Source organism: Amycolatopsis circi, from assembly GCF_003385235.1.
GTDB lineage: Bacteria > Actinomycetota > Actinomycetes > Mycobacteriales > Pseudonocardiaceae > Amycolatopsis > Amycolatopsis circi.
Genome location: NZ_PQIA01000006.1, coordinates 72,689 through 90,126, shown reverse-complemented (window position 1 = coordinate 90,126; position 17,438 = coordinate 72,689). Strand labels below are relative to the sequence as shown.

Sequence of the window (17,438 nt, the reverse complement as noted above, 5' to 3'; positions counted from 1 at the left end):
AACGTTGCAGCCTTGTGACCAGGGTCTCTACTCTCATTCACGTGGCGGAGCTGCCCGAACCCGATCTGCTGCGCGATCCGGAGTCGTACGCGCGGCTGCTCCGGCATGTCCGCGAAGCAGTGCTGTCCGGATCCACCGCGCCACGCTCGCCGCGCTCCGTGGTGTCGGCTTCGTGGGAACGTTCACTGGCCGCGCACGTCGACCCGGACGCCGGTGAGGCCCCGCTGATCTTCGAGGCGAACGAACTCACCGACCTGCGCGCGGAGCACCCGCTGGCCCCGGTGCTGCCGTTGTTGCGCGAGATGCTGGTGAGCATCGCCGACGACGCCGAGCACATGATGATCGTGACCGACGCGAACGGGCTCATCCTGTGGCGCGAGGGAGCGACCGGCGTACTGCTGCGCGCGGACCAGGTCGCGCTCACCGAGGGCACCCGGTGGAGCGAAGAGGCGATCGGCACGAACGCGATGGGCACGACGCTCGCGACCGGTCAGCCGGTGCAGATCTACTCCGCCGAACACCTCGTACGCCGCTATCACACGTGGACCTGCGCGGCGGCCCCCGTGCGCGACCCCGACACCGGTGCGCTGCTCGGTTCGATCGATGTCAGCGGCCCGCTCCGCACAGTGCATCCGGCAATGTTGTCGCTGGTCACGGCCACCGCGCAGCTGGCCGAGGGACGGCTGCGAGCCCAGCTGGCGGTCCGCGACGAGAAGGTGCGGCGGGCGAACATGCCGCACCTCGCGTCGTTGCGCGGCCGCCCCGGCGCGCTTCTTTCGGCGGGCGGACGGGTGCTAGCCGCCGAGGCGTGCACGCTTCCGTCCACTGTGGAGGTACGCAAAGGCGGCGGCACGGTGACGCTGCCGGACGGCCGGGTCGCCACTGTCGACCCGCTCGACGAGGGCTATCTCCTGCGGATCGCCACCTCCGGCTCCGCGACCCGCCGCCGGTTGTCGCTCGAATACCTCACCGACGGTCCCGGATCGACCATTGTGGACGGTCGAGACATCCCGTTCACCTTGCGGCACGCCGAATTGCTGACGCTGCTCGCGCTGCAGCCGCGCGGTTTGTCGGCGGAGAAGCTGGCGCTGCAGCTGTACGGCGAGGCTGGCAACCCGGTGACTGTGCGCGCCGAGATCCACCGGTTGCGCACCCAGCTCGGCACCGGGGTGTTGCAGACGCGTCCTTACCGCCTCGCAGCCACCGTGGACGCGGATTTCCTGCGCACCAAGGCTGCCCTGCGCACCGGAGACGCCGCGGCGGCGGTCCGGTCGTTCCAGGGCCCGCTGCTCGCGGAGTCGGAATCGCCCGCGATCCTGGAAGAACGCGAGTCGATCAGCGCGCAGGTCCGGCAACTGGCGTTGAACAGCGGGGACCCGGACACGTTGTGGTCGTTCTGGGAAACCTCCTGCGGCGCGGACGATCTGGCCATTCTGGACGCGTTGTCCGCAGTGCTCTCACCGTCCGATCCGCGGTTGGCCGCAGTGCGGACTCACCGCGCCCGGCTGGGCTGATTCTCACCGCGCAGCAACGGTTTCCCGGATCGCCTCGTCCACCGGAGCCGGATAGTTCAGCTCCAGATACAACTCCCGCAACAACAACCCGTCCATGTGCTGCACCGTCAACCCCGGCTGCTTTCCGGTCAGCCCGTCGAGGAATCCGCCCAGCTTGAACGCACCGCGCACCGGCCAGGACGGCATCGAGCGCACCCGGCGCGGGCGTCCCGCCGCCGCGGCCAGTCGGGCGAACATGTCCGTCCACGGCAGATTTTCCTCCGCCACCGGGATATCCGCGCCTGACGCCCGCTCCAGCGCATCCACCGTCGCGACTCCGACCCCGCGCGCGCTCGTCGCCGCCGTCCCGCCGGGAGGCGCGAAGAGCGGCGAGTTGGAGTGGACCCACTTCACGATCGGCACCGACCACTGCGGTACCCGACCCTCCGCGACACCGAAGACAAACGGCACTTCGATCACCGCCACCGGCAAGTCCGGCCCCGCCGTCTCGCGCGCGACGCGGGCCTGCTCCAGTCGACTGCGCACGTACGGATGCTTCGCGGCCAACCCCCACTCCGGACGTACGCGGTCGAAGTACGTGTAATACGACCCAAGCACCGCAGCCCGCGTACAGCCTGCTTCGCGCGCCGCGCGCAACAACGCGGCGACAGGTGCGACGTTGCCCGCGCGCAGCCGAGGCTCGACCGGTCCGCGTCCGACCGCACGATCGTCCATGCCGCCAGCGAAGACGACGCCGTCGTGCCCATCGAGCGCTTCGCGCAACTCGTCGTGCGAAGCCTTCGAGACGTCGAGCGTCCGGTCGACTCCCTCACGTGCCGTACGCGCGACCGCAGTCGCCTCGTGCCCGCGTTTCCGCAGCTCATCGAGCACGTGCTGGCCCAACAGGCCGCTGCCGCCCACCACCAAGATCTTCATGCCGAGTCCGTTTCCCTGGAAGGCGAAAGCGCGAACGTCCAGCCAGCAGGCCAAACGGTCGACGACCGAGTTGTCCGACCTGCTCGGCGGTTTCTCCGTGGAGATCCGAACTGGGCCGCCTCCGCGAGTTTGGCACGGAGGGCGCGCGAGCCGGGAGCACGGTGATCAGCAGCGAGGTCCGCTGGCCTGATCACCACGAGCCGCTTCCCGTGGTCGCCGAGAATCTCGCCGCGGAGATCAAGAACGCCTACCTCGTCGCTCGAAGGACGACCCGAGGTAGACACCGTCTACATACTTTGATAGACAATGTCTACAAGATGAACCAGGGGTTACGGAGAGCGGAATGGGTTTCCACACGTTCGTCGCCGTCGGCGACAGCTGCGCGGAGGGGCTGGACGATCCCTATCCGGATCACAGCCAGTACCGCGGCTGGGCGGATTACGTCGCCGGGCGGCTCGCGCGCGACGAAACCGCGTTCCGTTACGCCAATTTGGCCGTTCGCGGACGGCGGCTCGACCAGATCGCCGCGGAGCAGCTTCCGACGGCCGAGCGGCACGAGCCGGATCTCATCGCGTTGTTCGGCGGCGGCAACGACGTGATGAGCCGCGGCTGGGACGCCCGCACGGTCGCGCGGCGCGTGGACACCGCGATCCGGCAGTGCACGCAGATCGCGCCGAACGTCGTCACCTTCACCCTGAGCGACATCGCGCATCGCATGCCGCTGGGCGGGCGGATGCGGCCGCGGGTCACCGCGCTCAACGACGCCATCCGCGAAGCTTCGGTCAGCTACGGCGCGAAGCTCGTCGACCTGTGGCCGGACCAGGCCGCGCACGATTCGCGTTACTTCGGGCCGGACCGGCTGCACCTGTCGCAGGCCGGGCATCTGCGCGTCGCCGGGCACGTGCTCGACCGGCTCGGCGTCGCGCACGACGGCAGTTGGCTCCAGCCGTTGCCCGGCGTTCCGACCCCGGACAGCGCGATCGCCGACTTGCGTTGGCTGTGGCGGGAAGTGCTGCCGGTGGGGATCACGCGGCTGCGAAACCGGCTCATCGGCCGGTCTCCTGGCGACGGCTTCCTGCCGAAGCGTCCGGAGCTGCTGCCCGTGGCCTTCTCCGAAGCTCAGGTATGAGCGCGCGTCAGCGATTGATCCGCACCGCAGCGGACTTGCTCGTCGGCTCCGGTGTCGAGGCCGTGACGTTGCGCGGTATCGCGAAGGCGGCAGGTGTGTCGCACGGTGCGCCGCTTCGCCACTTCTCGGGACGCGCGGAGCTGCTGTCGGCCGTAGCGACGCTTGGCTTCACACAGCTGCTCCATCGGGGCGCACAGTTGCCCGACGGCACTCCGCGCGAGCGCGTCACGGCCGCCTGTCACGCGTACGTCGACTTCGCGGTTACGAACCCGGCCATGTTCGAGCTGATGTTCCGTCGCGACCTCATCGACCCGGAGGAACCGGGGCTTGTCGCGGCCAGCAGCGCGGTCTTCGACACCTTCGCGGAGCTAGTACGTCTCGACCGTGCCGAAGCGGACGACGACCGACTGCGTCCGGGTACAGATCCTCGGCTCGTCGCAGCGTCGCTGTGGGCCGCGTTGCACGGTCTCGCGCAACTGTGGCTGTGGGGCGGACTGGCTGGAGCGAGCTTCGCGCCTTCGCCGGAATCGGCGTTGGCGGTGACGCTGGACGCGTATCTGGGCTGAATGCAGGGCCTCACCACCATCCAACGCCTCACCCGTCGGCGAGGCGTTGGATGGTGGTGCTCAGCCAGGCCTGGAGATCAGCGGGGTCGCCGAGTTCGGAACGCAGGACCCGGCGGCGGGTCGAGACGCCGAGCACGAAGGCGTCGATCGCCGCGGCTCGGCTGCGGGCGTCCGCGTCGTCCAGGCCGCTGTCGCGCAGGTAGCGGTGCAGTTTCTCCAGCGAGTTCGCGTCGAGGAAGGCGGCCAGCGCCTCCGCCGCCTCCGGGCGTTCGCCGGACGCGCGTTGCAGCACGAGCAGCGGATCTTCCCCAGGGGTACCGAACCAGCGCTGGACGATGCTCGCCGCGAGGCGTGAACCCAGTGCGGAACGGTCGCCGTCGAAAGAGTCGGAGACCGGGATCTCCACCTGGGTCGCCGCTAAGAAAAGGCCGTCCTTGCCGCCGAAGTAACGCGTGATGAGGTTCGGCGACACCCCGGCCGCGTCGGCCACGCCTTTGACCGTGATCGCGGTGTATCCGCGCTGGGCGAATTGGCGTCGCGCGTGCTCCAGGATTCGCTGTCTGGTGGCGGCCGCGTCGCGAGCAGTCATGTGTACGAGCATACACATCATGTGTACGCTGATACACATGAGCGACGAGATGCGGGAACGACTCCAGCGGACGCGGCGGGTCACGATGCCGTGGAGTGCCGACGGGACGCGCGGCATCAGCGGTACCCGCCTTGACGAACTGCTCGAACGCTGGGCGAACGGGTACGACTGGGGCGAGCACGAGCGCCGCATCGGTGAGTTCCCTTGGGTGACGGTGCGGACGGGAGACGCCGACCTGAGGGTCATCCACCAGCGGTCCGCGGATCCCGACGCCCCGGTCATCGTGCTGTTGCACGGCTGGCCGGACTCGGTGCTGCGTTTCGAACGCATCCTGCCGTTGCTCACGGACCTGCACGTGGTGGTTCCCGCGCTGCCGGGCTTTCCGTTCGCGGCTCCGCTGCCCATGCAGGGGATGTCGGCCAACCGGATCGCGGGAATCGTCGCGGACGCTCTCGACGAACTCGGCTACTCGCGGTACACGGTGTCCGGCGGCGACGTGGGCGGCACCGTCGCGGAACTTCTCGCGGCCGAACACCCGGACCGGGTAGCTGCTCTGCACCTCACGAACGTCGCCCCGCAGCACGCGTTCACCGCGGACCCGGCGAAGCTCGCGCCCGACGCGGCGGCCTACCTCAGCCGAGCGGCGCAGTGGTTCCGGACCGAAGGCGGGTACATCGCGGAGCAGTCGACGCGACCGAACACGCTCGCCGTCGCCCTCGGCGATTCGCCAGCCGGCCTCGCGGCGTGGATCGTCGAGAAACTGGAGTCCTGGTCCGACGGTCCGGCCTTCACTACGGACGAACTTCTCACCTGGGTCACCGCCTATTGGGTCACCGGCACGATCGGCACTTCTTTCGCCACCTACGTCGAACCCGTCACCCTCCCCGACCGGATCGAGACGCCCACCGTGCTCTCCGTGTTCCCGCACGACCTCAAACCGGAGCCGCGAAGCTACGCCGAGGCGTTCCTGAACATCAGCGATTACGTGAAACACCCTGCCGGCGGCCACTTCGCAGCATGGGAACAGCCTGAGGACTACGCCGATGACTTACGCCGCGCGGTCAAACTGGGCGGCTGAAACAAAGCTTGCGGATGCGCCGCCGCTGCGACTTCGCGCGTCCGGCGTGGCATCCTCCCCACCCCCGGCTCTCCGCCGAACAGCGGGAATGGATGACCATTCGGACCGAACGTAACCGCTCGCTCCCTCCCTGGGAATCCCCCTTCGCCGCAGCCGCCGGTAAATCCTGGCGGTAGGCGGCCTGCCACGACTGCGGCAGGAAGTTGGGAAACCGCCGGTCAGGAAGGTAGCTTCGGGCGCGCGATGCGGGTCTTGCGAGCGTCCTCATTGGACACTCAGTCCACCTTCGCGGGCTCGCCTTGCACGCGCCGAGTTGGCGGCTGTGGAAGAGCGGCTGCGCATCGCGCGCGAGCTGCACGACGTCGTCTCGCATCACCTGTCGGTGATCTCCGCGCAGGCCAACCTGCACGGCGCGCTCGACACGACCACCGAGGCGCTGGACGAACTCCGCCGCCTGCTCAGCGTGCTGCGGCCATCGCACCACGAGCCGGGCGCAGGCGGTAGTGGTCGCTTACGAAACCGGATTGGTCCGGCCGGGACGGTAGCCGAATTCGTTGCGCAGCACGCGTTCCGCGGCGTGCTGACCAGCCATTCCGTGCACGCCCGGACCGGGTGGCGTCGCGGCCGAGCACAGGTAGACGCCGCGCAACGGAGTCCGGTACGGGTCCCAGCGCAGGACCGGCCGACCCAGCACCTGGCGCATGGTGACCGCAGCAGCAGCGATGTCGCCGCCGACGTAATTGGCGTTGTACGCCTCGAAATCGCTCGCTGGGATCGCGCGCGAGGCGAGGATCGTGTCGCGGAAGCCGGGCGCGAAGCGTTCGATGCGGCGGATGATCGCGGCCGTCGGATCGAGCGGATCTCCGTGCGGGACATGGGCATACGCCCAGATCGGCTGCTTATCGGGGAGACCGCGGGACGGGTCGGCGGCCATCGGCTGGGAGAGGAGGACGAACGGGTCCCTTGCCCGCTTCCCGGCAGCTACCGCGTTTTCCGCCGCGTGCACCTCGGCTCTTGTCCCTCCGATATGGACAGTTCCGGCTTGGGCGAGTTCGTTTTCGCGCCAGGGGATTGCCTCGGAGACCAGGAAGTCGACCTTCGCCGCCGCCGGTCCGTAACGGACTTTCTCCAGCGCTCTGCGGTACGGCGTCGGCAGGAGTGGCCCGGCTAGGTCCAGTACGCCTTTGGGCGCTAAGTCCAGCAGCACGGCGCGCGCGTGCGCCAACTCGCGTACGTCGGTGACGCGCGCGTTGGTGCGTACGCGACCACCGTGTGCCTCGATGTCCGCGACGAGGGCGTCAGTGATGCGTTGCGAACCGCCGCGGGGAATCGGCCAACCTGTGGTGTGCGCGAGGTGGCTCAGCAGTACCGCGATACCGCCGCCGATGAGTGAGGGCAGCTTGCCAAGCGCGTGCGCCTCGATCCCAGCTATGAGCGCCGCTGCTTCCTTGCCCGTGAAGGAATTCACTGTCGCCGCGAGAGCGCGCGTCGCGATGTACGCGGCCGAACGCGGACGCGGTGGGTGGCGGAGGTCGCCGAGGAGGACGTCGGTGATCTCCGTGCTGTGCTCGATCAGTGGCGTCATGAAGCGCCGCCACCTCGCACCGTCGCTTCCTAGCCGCGCACAGGTGCGCTCGAGATCCGGGTACGCGATGGCAGTGGTCTTCTCGTCGATCGGCTGCGCGTACGGGATTTCGGGATGACAGAGGTCGAGATCGAACTGCCGCAGAAACGGCGAGGCCGCGGCCATCGGATGGACCGCCGAGCAGATGTCATGGATAACGTCGGAGTCGAACAACCGCTTCGACCGCGCCCCTCCGCCCGGCTCGGCCGCCGCCTCGTACACCTCGACCGACAGCCCGGCCCGCGCGAGCACGACGGCCGCGGCCAAGCCGTTCGGCCCCGAGCCGACGACCGCGACGTCCAGCGTGACGGGCGGAGACACGTCCCGATCGTAGGGCTGCGACGAACCCGGCGCCCAGTGTCACTCCCGAACATCTGATCGAATATTGTCGTACCCCACGCCTACCGTGCACCCCATGCCGGTCCGCACGGGCCGCGCCTGCTGGAGAGGGGGGTCATGCCCGACCACGACACGTTGCTGGAGCGCGTGCGGAAGCTGCTGGCCAAGGCCGAGGACCCGGCCGTCACGCCCGCCGAAGCCGAGCTGTACAACACCAAAGCGGCGCAACTGATCGCGCGGCACGGGATCGACAACGCGATGCTCGCCGCGTCCGGGCAAAGCGGCGACGACATCACGGTGCTGAAGCTGCCGATCTCCAATCCGTACAGCCGCGACAAGGCCAGCCTGCTCACCAGCATCGCGTACCCGTTGCGCTGCCGGACCTTGCTGCACCGGATCGGCCAAGGGGTCGAAGAGGTCACGGTGTTCGGCTTCCGCACCGACCTCGCGCGGGTCGAGCTGCTGTTCACCAGCCTGTTGCTGCAGGCGAGCACACAGCTCACGCGGGTGCGTCCCGAGGAACGGGTGTTCCGCGAATCGCTGGCGGCTTACCGGCGGACGTGGCTGCACGGTTTCGCGCGGGCGGTGCATGAGCGGCTGACGGTGGCGGAGGAGAACGCCGCGCGGACGTACACCGATGTCGCCGGCGGGAAGTCGGCGGAGCTGGTGGTGCGGGACCGGACGGCGTTGGTACAGCAGGCTTTCGACCGCGAGTACGGAGACCTGCGCTCGGCCGCCCCACGGCGGTTGTCGGGGTCGGGATACCGGGAGGGGCATCGGGCCGGGACCCGGGCGAATCTCGACCCGGCGGCGTTGGGAAGGCGCAGGTCGGCACTCCCCGTGCGGTGACCTTGATGCCGCTTTCCGGTCCGTGAGGGGAACCCTCACGGACAGGCGTGCCGGGCAGCGACGGGAGAACGCATGATTCGCGTCGAAGACCTTGTCACCCGGCCGGAGCTGCGCATCCCCGCGCTCGAGCTGGGATTCGTCGGCGGAGAGTTCCTCGGCCAAGGCTTGACCGCCGGGCTCGCCAGCTCGAAGCGGCTCGCCGCGCACTGGCCCGAGTTCTTCCTGGTACTCCTCGACGACAACGTTCCCGTCGCGCGAGCAGCGGCGATACCCGTCGTCTTCCCGACCCCGGAACGAGCCGAGCTGCCCGACCACGGCTGGGACGGCGCTCTCGTCTGGGCCGCCGAAGACCACCTCGACGGCCGCGAGCCGACCACGCTTGTCGCGCTGGAGGTCTACGTCGCGGAATCCGCGCGCGGGCAAGGGCTCGCCGCACAAGCACTCGCCGAGTTGAAGAACCGAGCGCGCCGGGCCGGGCTTTCCCGGCTGGTCGTACCGGTGCGGCCGACCGGCAAGCCACCCCTGGAGTCCATTGTGGACTGTCTCGGCCGGGGCACCGATCCGTGGCTGCGCAGTCACGAGCGGCTCGGCGCGGAGTTCCGGAAGATCGCGCCGTTCGCGATGACCGTCACCGGCACGCTCGCGCAGTGGGAGCAATGGACCGGCGTCCGCCTCGAAGACGGACACACCGTCGTGCCCGGCGGAATCGCACCGGTGCTCGCGTCGACGGAGCAAGATCTGGGCGTCTACGTCGAGCCGAACGTCTGGTACGAACACCCGCTCTGACTACGTCTGTTCCCAGCTGGGCAGCCAAACCCCGTCCCCCGGCTCCGGCCCCGTCACCAGGTAATCCCGCAGCTTCCGCACATCCGGATGCGCGGGCTCCCGCCGCCACAGCAGCGACATCGGGTACACCGGCGTCGGGTCAACGACCAGCACTCGGCGGAGGTCGTACTCGTCCGGCCAGAAGTAGCGCGAGCCAGCACCCACGAAGGTCGACAGATCCGGTGACATCGCGAGTTCGTCCAGCATCGTTTCGTTGCCGAAGACCGGGCCGGACACGTCGATGGTCAGGTCGAACGCCTCGGACAGCTCCGCGTAGTACGCGCCCCATTCCGTGCTCGCCGACAGCCCCGGCATCCAGATCCGGTGACCGACCAGTTTCGCGATCGGCACCGACGGCAGGTCGGCGAACGGGTGGCGCGGGCCGACGAGCAGTTCGTGCGCGTCGTAGTCCACGACTCCGCTGGTCACGCCGCCCGGCAGGTCGCGCTTCGGCACTCCGCGGAACGCCGCGTCGACCGAACCGGCCGCGACCGCGGCAACGGCGGCGTCGAAGCTCAGCTCGGCGCCAGTGGTCACCACCTGCAGCTCCACCTCAGGGAACGCCCGGTGGAAACCCAGCGCCAGTTGCGCCGACTTGGTCCGCCGGTTCAGCACGTCCACTCGCAGCGGGCGCTTCTCCGGACGCACCGCGGCGAGCGCGCGTTTCTCCGCGTCGAGCAGCACTCGCGCGTGCGGCAGAAACGCCTCGCCGTCGCTGCTCAGCCGGGCCCCGCGAGCGGTCCGGGTGAACAACTGCACCCCTAGCTCGCGCTCCAGCGCCCCGACGCGTTTGGACACTGCCTGCTGCGTGATCCCCAGCTCCGCGGCCGCTTCCTGGAACTGTCCCCCGTCCACGACGGCGACGAAGGTCCGCACGAATTCCAGCTCCACGGGCCAATCCTAAGCGCTCGCGCCGACCGCCGCGGACACTGAACCCAACCCCGCTACTTGTCTGAGGAGTTGTGTTACGCTCCGCCACGATGTTCACGCGCTTCCTTCTCCTTCGCCGCCACGGCGGGGCCTGACCGGACCGGCCCCCCGCCGTGGGGCGAGCACGCGCGCCGGTCTGCTTCCGACCTCCCGAGAAGGACCGCAGATGAACACCGTGTGGAACCGGCAGCGAGCCTCCCGCATGCCGTCGCACCGCTACCGCGACGTCTACCAGCGCGTCGACGTCCCCAACACCGGCCGGGCCTGGCCCGGAAACCGGATCACTGAAGCCCCGCTCTGGGTGCCGGTCGACCTGCGCGACGGCAACCAGGCGCTGGCCGAGCCGATGGACCCGGCGCGCAAACGCCGGTTCTTCGAGCTGATGATCACCATGGGGTACAAGGAGATCGAGGTCGGCTACCCGTCCGCCTCGCAGACCGACTACGACTTCGTCCGGCTGCTCGCGGACACCGACCTGGCCCCGGACGACGTCACCATCGTCGTGTTCACCCCGGCGCGGCGCGAGCTGATCGAGCGCACCGTGGAGTCCATCCGCGGCATCCGCAACGACGTCGTGATCCACCTGTACACCGCCACCGCGCCGACCTGGCGCACGGTAGTCCTCGGCCACGATCAGGCGTCGCTGAAAGAACTGATCCTCGACGGCGCCCGCGACGTTCTGCGCGCGGCCGGCGACCTGCCGAACGTCCGCTTCGAGTTCTCTCCCGAGGTCTTCAACCTGACAGAACCCGACTACGTGCTGGAGGTCTGCGACGCGGTCACCGACACGTGGCAGGCGAGCCCGGACCGCCCGGTGATCCTGAACCTCCCGGCCACCGTCGAGATCGCGACGCCCAATGTGTACGCCGACCAGATCGAGTACATGCACCGCAACCTCGCCCGCCGCGCTTCGGTGATCTTGTCCGTGCATCCGCACAACGACCGCGGCACCGGCGTCGCGTGCGCTGAACTCGCCGTGCTGGCCGGGGCCGAACGCGTCGAGGGCTGCATTTTCGGCAACGGCGAACGCACCGGGAACGTCGACCTGGCGACGCTGGCGCTCAACCTCCATGCGCAAGGTGTCGACCCGATGATCGACTTCTCGGACATCGACGAGATCCGCCGCATCGTCGAGTACTGCAACCGGATCGAGGTCCACGCGCGGCATCCGTACGTCGGAGACCTCGTGCACACCGCGTTCAGCGGCACCCATCAGGACGCGATCAAGAAGGGCTTCGCCGAACATCACGCGCGTGCCGCGGAAACCGGCGTGCCCGCGCACGAACTGGACTGGCGCGTTCCGTATCTGCCGATCGACCCGGCTGACCTCGGTCGCGACTACGCCGCCGTGATCCGGGTGAACTCGCAGTCCGGCAAGGGCGGAATCGCCTATCTGATGGAAAGCGAGTACGGCATCACGCTGCCGCGGCGGCTGCAGATGGACTTCGCGCGCCGCGTCCAAGACCACACCGACAACTCCGGCCACGAGGTGACCGCCAACGAATTGTGGCAGCTCTTCGAAGCGGCCTACCTCCAGCCGAACCCGGCGATCGCGTTGTCTCGCTTCGAAAACTCGGCCGACGAGCACACCAGCATCACCCTGCGCGTCGACGGGGCCGAGCACACCAGCACCCACACCGGAACCGGTCCGGTCGAAGCGCTCACCGCGGCGCTCGGCGAGCACGGGCGGAAGGTTGACATCGTGGCCCTGCACCAAACGAGCATCGGCTCCGGCAACGACAGCGAAGCGTTGACGTTGCTGGAATACCGCACCGACAGCGGTACACAATGGACAGCTGGTCGCGACCGTTCCGTACTCGCGGCCAGTCTGACCGCAGTGGTGAACGCCGCCTGACCGCAGCAGCGGTGCGAGCGCAGACTGTGCTGCGCTCGCACCGTTTCAACCACCACCGCGAAGAAACGCCAGCACCGCCAGCACTCGCCGGTTTCCGTCGTCCGTCGGCGGGAGGTCGAGTTTCGACAGGATGCTCCCGACGTGCTTGCCCACGGCGGCGTCCGATACCACCAGCCGCCGGGCGATCGAGGCGTTGGAATGCCCCTCGGCGATCAGCGACAAGACCTCCCGCTCCCGCGCCGACAGCCGGGCTAGCGGGTCGGCCCGTCGCCGCAGCAACTGGCGCACGACCTGCGGATCCACCGCCGTCCCGCCGTCGACGACCTGGCGGAGCGTCCCGACGAATTCCTCGACGTCGACCACCCGGTCCTTCAGCAGGTAGCCGACCCCGCGCCCCTCGGCGGAGTCGAGCAGGTCAGCCGCGTGGTGGTGTTCGACGTACTGGCTCAGCACCACCACGGCCAGCTCTGGCCGCGTACGCCGCAACTCGACCGCAGCGCGCAGCCCTTCGTCCGAGTGTCCGGGCGGCATCCGGATGTCGGTGAGCACCAGGTCCGGATCGTGGTCGCGCACGGCTGCGTGCAGGGCCTCGGCATCGCCGACCGCGGCGACGACCTCGAAACCAAACCGTTCCAGCAAACCGCACAATCCCTCGCGCAGCAGCACCTCGTCCTCGGCGAGGACGACCCGCATCGACTCTCCCCTCAGCACGGCAACTCCGCGCGGACGACGGTCGGCCCGCCGACCGGACTGCTCACCCACATCCGTCCGCCCAGCACGGCGATGCGGTCGCTCAACCCGGTGATCCCCGTGCCGCGCGCCGGATCAGCACCGCCAGCCCCGTTGTCCCATACCTCAATAGTAAGGAGCCGACCGACAATTCTGGCGGTCACCGACGCGCAGCTGGCCGCGGAGTGCTTGGCGACATTGGTCAGCGACTCGGCCACCACGAAGTACGCGGTGGATTCCACCGACTCTGGCAACCGCGCAGGCACCGCGACATCAACGGTCACCGGCACCGCGCAACCGTCGGCGAGTTCCTCCAACGCGGCGGGCAAGCCAAGTTCAGCGAGCGCCCGCGGATGGATCCCGTTGATCAGCTCACGCAGCTCGACCATCAGCTTCTTGGCCTGATCATGCGCGTCCGACACCGCCTTCGCCGCCTCCGAATCCGGCGGCAGATCGACCTTCGCGAGCCCGAGCTGCAGGCTCAGCCCGACCAGCCGCTGCTGCGCCCCGTCGTGCAGATCGCGTTCGATGCGCTTGCGTTCCGCGTCGAACGCCGACAGCAGCCGCGTGCGTGATTGCGACACCTCGGTCAGCTCGCCGCGAAGCTTCTCGGCGGCACTGTCGGTGAGCAGCGCACGGGCCAGCATCGCGTGCAGGCCGGCGCATCCGGACAGCAGATAGCCCGACAGAACGAGCAACACCACCCCGGCCAGTGCGAACGGCACAGCTCCTCCAGGAGTGGAAACCTCAGTGAAGCCAAGGGAAATCGTGTCGTTCACGTTGACGAGCAGCGGACTGGCCACCAGAACGACAGCGAACAACGTGACCATGCCAGCCACCGCGTACAACGCGGGAATCGCGGTGCACAACAGAACCGCGTACCCGAGTTCGCGCCACGACGCCGGTTCGGTGTACCGCGCCCGCATTCGGGGCCACCAGCCCGGTTCGCTGGACGCAAAGGGGACAGCCACCGGATTGAGATCGACCATGCGCAGCCGCTGCCGTTCGACCCCGGCCACCACCGCCGCCCACGCCGGGCCCGCGCTCAGGAACAGCAGCATCCCGAACACCGAAAACACCGCGACGAGCGCCAGGTCAGAGGTCTGCCCGTGCACGACCCGATTGACCAGGACCGCGAGCGGCAGCAGGCAGAACCCGAACGGCAGCCCGAACAGCAGCGTCATCGGACCGGTGCTGAGCCCGTACAGCAATGCTCGCCACGGCCAGGAGGAAATCAGGAATGTCCGACGCGCCAACGCATCCAGCACGGTGCGCGGTTTCGCGGTTGGAGAGACGGTAGCCACGAGATCCAGATTAGCCAGCGCGCTGTCCGGCTTCGATCGGTTTACCCGTAGTCTCGCAGGTAGGGCTAGGCATACCAAGGCGGCGGAGCACCGACGCGCTCACGAAGATTCTCGGTGCCATCCATCTGCGGCTTCCTGCGTCCGAACTGGACGGACTGGCGCAGCTGTATCACTCCGTGCTCAACGGCGCGTCCCTGATCTGGCTCGCCGCTCCGACCGCTGACCACTTCCAGCACGCGATCGCGGCATTGACTTCGAGTTAGGTTGAAGTTCTACCTTCGGCGTCGTGACCGAAACGACTGACGCCGGGGTGCGGCGCCCACCAAAGTCCTTGCTGGCGACGCTGCTCGGCGTCAGCACCATGACCATCATGGCCAGCGCCACCATCACGCCGGCGCTGCCCGGCATGCAACAGCACTTCGCCGCCGAACCGCACGCGGAACTTCTCGTCCGGTTGGTTCTCACGTTGCCCGGGCTGGCGATCATGGTGTCCGCGCCGTTGCTGGCCAAGCTGAGCGGCCGGACCGGACGTGTGCCGGTGCTGCTCGGCTGCCTCGCCCTGTACACCGTCGGCGGCGGATCCGGTCTGCTGCTGGATTCCTTGCCCGCGTTGCTCGTCGGACGCGCCGTGCTCGGGATCGGCATCGCCGGGATCATGACCACGTCGACCGCGTTGATCGCTGACCACCACCATTCCGACGAACACGGCCGCGTGCTCGGATTGCAAGGCGCGGCAATGGGTTTCGGCGGCGTCGTCGCCCTGCTGCTCGGCGGTTTGCTGGCCGCCGCGGACTGGCGGGGGCCGTTCGCGATCTACCTGCTGGCGATTCCGATGCTGCTGCTTGTGCTGCGCTTCGTGCCGGACGCGCCCGTCCAGCCAGTCGATCCGGCGGACACCACCACGGCCGCGTCTCCGTGGCAGCCACGGCTGCTCGGGTTGTACGCGCTGATCTTCATTGGCGTCGTGGTCTTCTACACCGTTCCGACGCAAGCCCCGTTCTGGCTGGCCGAAGTCGGCGGCGCGGGACCGGCCGTGGCGGGAGCCTTGATCGCCGCGGTCAACCTGGTGATGACCTTGGCGGGCTTGAACTTCCGTCGCCTCCGCGCCCGCTGGTCCTTCCCGATGCTGGCCATCGCGATGTTCGCCGCGTTCGCCGTGGGACTGGTCGTGCTCGGCACCGCCGGTGCATTGTGGACTGCCGCGCTCGGCATGGTCGTGGTCGGGCTTGGCATCGGGCTGCAAAATCCGACCGTCAACGGCTGGCTGGTCTCGACAGCAGCACCTGGCACGCGAACCCGATCGCTCGGATTGCTGACGTCCGCGTTGTTCCTCGGCCAGTTCTCGTCCCCGCTGATCGCGCAACCGGTGATCGACGCCGTCGGAATGGGGACGACGTTTGTCCTTTCCGGAGCTTTAGCCGCAGTCGTCGGCATAGTCGTGGCGGCTATCCACTGGCGGCGATTTCCGAAACGTAGCCGGCGACTTGAGCGTGCGTAGCGAACCAAACCCCGTCCTGCGCAGCGATGTGTTCCAACAGCTCGGTGAGAATCGCGATGCGGGAACGATGTCCGATGACGTGCGGATGCATGGTGAGCTGGAAGAGGCCGCCCTCCGCAAGGGCTAGGTCGAACTCGTCGCGCCAGATCGACAGCACTTCCCGCGGCGAGGTATACGGACGCTGCGAGCCGAAGCGATTCATCGTGAAATACGGTGCGTCGTCGCGGATCCATTCCACCGGAAGCTCGACCACGCCGGTCGGCTCGCCGTCGGCGAGGATCTCGTAACAGTCGTTGTCCGCCATCAAGGACGAGTCGTATGCCAGGCCCAGTTCGCGGATGATCGAGAGGGTGCTTTCGGAAAAGTCCCAGGACGGGGTGCGGATGCCGACTGGCCGCGTGCCGGTGAGCCGTTCCAGCGTGTCCGCGGCCCGGAAGGTGAGATCACGTTCGGCCGAGGGCGGCAGTTGAACATTGCTTTCATGGATCCAGCCGTGCAGCGCGACCTCGTGCCCGGCGTCCACATAGGACTGGGGCTCGCCGTCGTGCAGCAACGCCGACACCGCGGGCATGAAGAAGGTCGACGGTACCCCGAACCGCTCAAGCAGCTTCAACACCCGCGGCACTCCAACGCGCGAGCCGTACTCCCCTTGCGACAGCTTGCCAGGCAGCACCTGGCCGTCGCGAAGCGCGAGCGTCTCGTGGTCGGAGTCGAACGACAACGCCACCGCTACCCGCGCCCCGCCCGGCCAGGATTCCGGTCGCAACGGCCGCCCGGCCCGCACGTGCGCGACGTGGTCCCGCCAGGTTTGTTCGCTCCACTGCCACGGTTCGGTCATGCTTCCTCCCGCTGCGACGCGAGTCCTCATCGTATCGCTGTGCCACGATGAGGCACATGCACGACGAAGAGGCCGACAAGCCGGCCGGTGTCCGGTCGATGAACAGCGTCCTCAGCACGCTGCGAGTATTCGAGGAGGTCGCCCAGCGACAGCCGGTCGGCGTCTCCGAACTGGCGCGCTGCACAGAGATCCCGAAGAGCACCGTGCAGCGGGGGCTGATCACGCTTCAGCAGGCGGGATGGCTCAAGGTCGTGGACGAGGAACACGCGCGCTGGGGGGTCGCACCGAGGGTGCTGGCGCTCGGTTTGCGCGACTGCGGGAAACCGGATCTCAAAGAGGTCGCCGACCCGATCGTCAAGCGGCTCGCCGCCGAGACGAACGAGACCGTCATGCTGGCCGAACGCGACGGCGACAGTCTCGTCATCGTCGCCAGCCAGGACACCGACCAGATCGTGCGAGTCGTACTGGACGTCGGCACCCGGGTGCCGTTGCTCGCCACCTCCGGCGGCACGGCGATCATGGCACTGCTCGACGAATCCGAGGTCGAGGAGCTGTTCACCCACGAACTTCCCGAGTTCGCCCAGTCCCCGGCACCGGATTTCGCCGCGCTTCGCCGTGACATCGCCCAGGCCGCGAAGCGCGGATACGCGCTCAACGGGTCCTCGTCGTGGTTCCGCCCGCAGGTGTCGTCCATCGGCGCGGCCATCACGAACCCGGCCGGAGAGCCGGTGGCGACGATCACCCTCGCCGTTCCCGACATGCGGTACACCCGCGCGCAGGAGAAGACCTTCGCGCCGCTGGTCGTGGCGGCAGCGGCCGAGGTCAGCGGTTTGCTGGCCACCAGCTGACCACCACG

At 68.5% G+C, this 17,438-nt stretch carries 16 protein-coding genes and 1 pseudogene; 10 read left to right on the top strand and 7 right to left on the bottom strand.

What is annotated here, in order from left to right:
* The first annotated feature begins 41 nt into the window (after positions 1-41).
* Entirely contained in the window at positions 42-1,514 is a 1,473-nt protein-coding gene (locus D0D37_RS02955; protein ID WP_167493485.1) for a helix-turn-helix domain-containing protein, read from the top strand.
* A gap of 3 nt (positions 1,515-1,517) precedes the next feature.
* On the opposite strand, the gene D0D37_RS02950 is transcribed toward D0D37_RS02955, so the two are convergent.
* Entirely contained in the window at positions 1,518-2,429 is a 912-nt protein-coding gene (locus D0D37_RS02950; RefSeq protein WP_116198936.1) for an NAD-dependent epimerase/dehydratase family protein, read from the bottom strand.
* 343 nt (positions 2,430-2,772) lie between these two features.
* Between D0D37_RS02950 and D0D37_RS02945 the strand changes: the two genes are divergently transcribed.
* Positions 2,773-3,558: an SGNH/GDSL hydrolase family protein gene (locus D0D37_RS02945; protein WP_116198935.1), complete on the top strand. Its 786-nt coding sequence runs from the start codon at positions 2,773-2,775 to the stop codon at positions 3,556-3,558.
* A complete protein-coding gene (locus D0D37_RS02940) occupies positions 3,555-4,124 on the top strand; it encodes a TetR/AcrR family transcriptional regulator (protein ID WP_037357138.1) in 570 nt (189 codons plus the stop codon). The genes D0D37_RS02945 and D0D37_RS02940 overlap by 4 nt, the downstream gene beginning before the upstream one ends.
* A gap of 28 nt (positions 4,125-4,152) precedes the next feature.
* Here D0D37_RS02940 and D0D37_RS02935 read toward each other — a convergent pair whose 3' ends face one another.
* Complete coding sequence (locus D0D37_RS02935) at positions 4,153-4,713, bottom strand: TetR/AcrR family transcriptional regulator (protein ID WP_116198934.1); 561 nt, start codon at positions 4,711-4,713, stop codon at positions 4,153-4,155.
* Between the two features lie 37 nt (positions 4,714-4,750).
* On the opposite strand from D0D37_RS02935, the gene D0D37_RS02930 reads away from it, so the two are divergent.
* Together D0D37_RS02930 and D0D37_RS02925 are read left to right on the top strand one after the other, a co-directional pair.
* Complete coding sequence (locus D0D37_RS02930) at positions 4,751-5,791, top strand: epoxide hydrolase family protein (protein ID WP_116198933.1); 1,041 nt, start codon at positions 4,751-4,753, stop codon at positions 5,789-5,791.
* 322 nt (positions 5,792-6,113) lie between these two features.
* Positions 6,114-6,254: pseudogene (locus D0D37_RS02925) on the top strand (histidine kinase); the annotation flags it as partial.
* A gap of 48 nt (positions 6,255-6,302) precedes the next feature.
* Here D0D37_RS02925 and D0D37_RS02920 read toward each other — a convergent pair.
* Positions 6,303-7,736, bottom strand: a complete 1,434-nt coding sequence (locus tag D0D37_RS02920) for a phytoene desaturase family protein (protein ID WP_116198932.1) — start codon at positions 7,734-7,736, stop codon at positions 6,303-6,305.
* 135 nt (positions 7,737-7,871) lie between these two features.
* Here D0D37_RS02920 and D0D37_RS02915 point away from each other — a divergent pair, with 135 nt between their 5' ends.
* Together D0D37_RS02915 and D0D37_RS02910 are read left to right on the top strand one after the other, a co-directional pair.
* Positions 7,872-8,603, top strand: a complete 732-nt coding sequence (locus D0D37_RS02915) for a DUF2786 domain-containing protein (protein ID WP_116198931.1) — start codon at positions 7,872-7,874, stop codon at positions 8,601-8,603.
* A 72-nt stretch (positions 8,604-8,675) separates the two neighbouring features.
* Complete coding sequence (locus tag D0D37_RS02910; RefSeq protein WP_116198930.1) at positions 8,676-9,389, top strand: GNAT family N-acetyltransferase; 714 nt, start codon at positions 8,676-8,678, stop codon at positions 9,387-9,389.
* Here the strand turns inward: D0D37_RS02910 and D0D37_RS02905 are convergent, their stop codons facing one another.
* A complete protein-coding gene (locus D0D37_RS02905; protein WP_116198929.1) occupies positions 9,390-10,319 on the bottom strand; it encodes a LysR family transcriptional regulator in 930 nt (309 codons plus the stop codon).
* A gap of 205 nt (positions 10,320-10,524) precedes the next feature.
* On the opposite strand from D0D37_RS02905, the gene D0D37_RS02900 reads away from it, so the two are divergent.
* A complete protein-coding gene (locus D0D37_RS02900; protein WP_116198928.1) occupies positions 10,525-12,213 on the top strand; it encodes a 2-isopropylmalate synthase in 1,689 nt (562 codons plus the stop codon).
* Between the two features lie 45 nt (positions 12,214-12,258).
* Here the strand turns inward: D0D37_RS02900 and D0D37_RS02895 are convergent, their stop codons facing one another.
* Both D0D37_RS02895 and D0D37_RS02890 read right to left on the bottom strand, forming a co-directional pair.
* Positions 12,259-12,906, bottom strand: coding sequence for a response regulator (locus D0D37_RS02895; protein ID WP_116198927.1), 648 nt, complete (start codon positions 12,904-12,906; stop codon positions 12,259-12,261).
* A gap of 11 nt (positions 12,907-12,917) precedes the next feature.
* Entirely contained in the window at positions 12,918-14,246 is a 1,329-nt protein-coding gene (locus tag D0D37_RS02890; protein WP_116198926.1) for a sensor histidine kinase, read from the bottom strand.
* Between the two features lie 286 nt (positions 14,247-14,532).
* On the opposite strand from D0D37_RS02890, the gene D0D37_RS02885 reads away from it, so the two are divergent.
* Positions 14,533-15,744 (top strand): MFS transporter, encoded by a 1,212-nt coding sequence (locus tag D0D37_RS02885; protein ID WP_116198925.1) that lies wholly within the window; start codon positions 14,533-14,535, stop codon positions 15,742-15,744.
* Here the strand turns inward: D0D37_RS02885 and D0D37_RS02880 are convergent.
* Positions 15,692-16,582 (bottom strand): polysaccharide deacetylase family protein, encoded by an 891-nt coding sequence (locus D0D37_RS02880; protein ID WP_116198924.1) that lies wholly within the window; start codon positions 16,580-16,582, stop codon positions 15,692-15,694. The two genes, D0D37_RS02885 and D0D37_RS02880, sit on opposite strands and share 53 nt — an antisense overlap.
* A 56-nt stretch (positions 16,583-16,638) precedes the next feature.
* Here D0D37_RS02880 and D0D37_RS02875 point away from each other — a divergent pair, with 56 nt between their 5' ends.
* Positions 16,639-17,430, top strand: coding sequence for an IclR family transcriptional regulator (locus tag D0D37_RS02875; protein WP_208719766.1), 792 nt, complete (start codon positions 16,639-16,641; stop codon positions 17,428-17,430).
* Positions 17,431-17,438: the final 8 nt, after the last annotated feature.

What these genes read in the sequence shown, in the direction of transcription:
- D0D37_RS02950 (WP_116198936.1), bottom strand. Translation starts at nt 2,429, where the DNA reads ATGAAGATCTTGGTGGTGGGCGGCAGCGGCCTGTTGGGCCAGCACGTG.
- D0D37_RS02945 (WP_116198935.1), top strand. Translation starts at nt 2,773, where the DNA reads ATGGGTTTCCACACGTTCGTCGCCGTCGGCGACAGCTGCGCGGAGGGG.
- D0D37_RS02940 (WP_037357138.1), top strand. Translation starts at nt 3,555, where the DNA reads ATGAGCGCGCGTCAGCGATTGATCCGCACCGCAGCGGACTTGCTCGTC.
- D0D37_RS02935 (WP_116198934.1), bottom strand. Translation starts at nt 4,713, where the DNA reads ATGACTGCTCGCGACGCGGCCGCCACCAGACAGCGAATCCTGGAGCAC.
- D0D37_RS02930 (WP_116198933.1), top strand. Translation starts at nt 4,751, where the DNA reads ATGAGCGACGAGATGCGGGAACGACTCCAGCGGACGCGGCGGGTCACG.
- D0D37_RS02915 (WP_116198931.1), top strand. Translation starts at nt 7,872, where the DNA reads ATGCCCGACCACGACACGTTGCTGGAGCGCGTGCGGAAGCTGCTGGCC.
- D0D37_RS02910 (WP_116198930.1), top strand. Translation starts at nt 8,676, where the DNA reads ATGATTCGCGTCGAAGACCTTGTCACCCGGCCGGAGCTGCGCATCCCC.
- D0D37_RS02900 (WP_116198928.1), top strand. Translation starts at nt 10,525, where the DNA reads ATGAACACCGTGTGGAACCGGCAGCGAGCCTCCCGCATGCCGTCGCAC.
- D0D37_RS02895 (WP_116198927.1), bottom strand. Translation starts at nt 12,906, where the DNA reads ATGCGGGTCGTCCTCGCCGAGGACGAGGTGCTGCTGCGCGAGGGATTG.
- D0D37_RS02880 (WP_116198924.1), bottom strand. Translation starts at nt 16,582, where the DNA reads ATGACCGAACCGTGGCAGTGGAGCGAACAAACCTGGCGGGACCACGTC.
- D0D37_RS02875 (WP_208719766.1), top strand. Translation starts at nt 16,639, where the DNA reads ATGCACGACGAAGAGGCCGACAAGCCGGCCGGTGTCCGGTCGATGAAC.